This window comes from Pedobacter sp. ASV12, from assembly GCF_016429155.1.
In the GTDB taxonomy this organism is placed as follows: Bacteria; Bacteroidota; Bacteroidia; order Sphingobacteriales; family Sphingobacteriaceae; genus Pedobacter.
Genome location: NZ_JAELUC010000260.1, coordinates 1 through 547 on the forward strand (window position 1 = coordinate 1; position 547 = coordinate 547).

At 41.9% G+C, this 547-nt stretch carries 1 protein-coding gene and 1 pseudogene; one reads left to right on the forward strand and one right to left on the reverse strand.

What is annotated here, in order from left to right; all coding sequences use genetic code 11:
• A partial coding sequence (locus JHD69_RS20200; protein WP_199142126.1) for a helix-turn-helix domain-containing protein occupies nucleotides 1–339 on the forward strand: 339 nt, incomplete at its 5' end.
• On the opposite strand, the pseudogene JHD69_RS21160 reads toward JHD69_RS20200, so the two are convergent.
• Nucleotides 316–513 (reverse strand): annotated as a pseudogene (locus JHD69_RS21160) (GNAT family N-acetyltransferase); the annotation flags it as partial. The gene JHD69_RS20200 and the pseudogene JHD69_RS21160 overlap by 24 nt on opposite strands.
• Nucleotides 514–547 lie beyond the last annotated feature (34 nt).

A 547-nucleotide genomic window follows, 5' to 3' on the forward strand; every position in this document is an offset into this window, starting at 1 on the left:
ATCAGACAATTGCGTAAAAAAAATGGCTGGAGCCAGGGGGAGGTAGCCAAAAGACTTAAGATTTCTATTCCCGCATTTTCAAAAATCGAGACAGGCATAACAGACATCAATATTTCAGGGTTGGACCAGATAGCCAAGCTATTCGAGGTTTCTACGCTGGAAATTATTTCTAACGATGACAAAGGTATTCTGGGCGGGAGCTCGTCGATAGAAATCAGCATCCTCAAGGATAAGCTTGCCATCAAGGAAGAAGAAATCACCAAGCTCCAAAAAAAGATCATCGATCTTTATGAGGAGCTTAGAAATTTATCGGAATCAAAAAACTTTTCGCAACGTTAAGTGGCGCTTGCCAAAAGTTGCGCCTGTAGCCTGATGTATGGCGATCATTTTTTCATTGAAATCGCCTACCCACGAAAGTTCCAGTTCCTTGTATTGATTTTTGGGTATCACATATTCTTTGAGCTTAATAAAAAGCACGGACTCCAGTCCGTGTTTTTGATAGGCTGATTCTGTCTCTTATACACATCTGACGCTGCCGACGAACCAC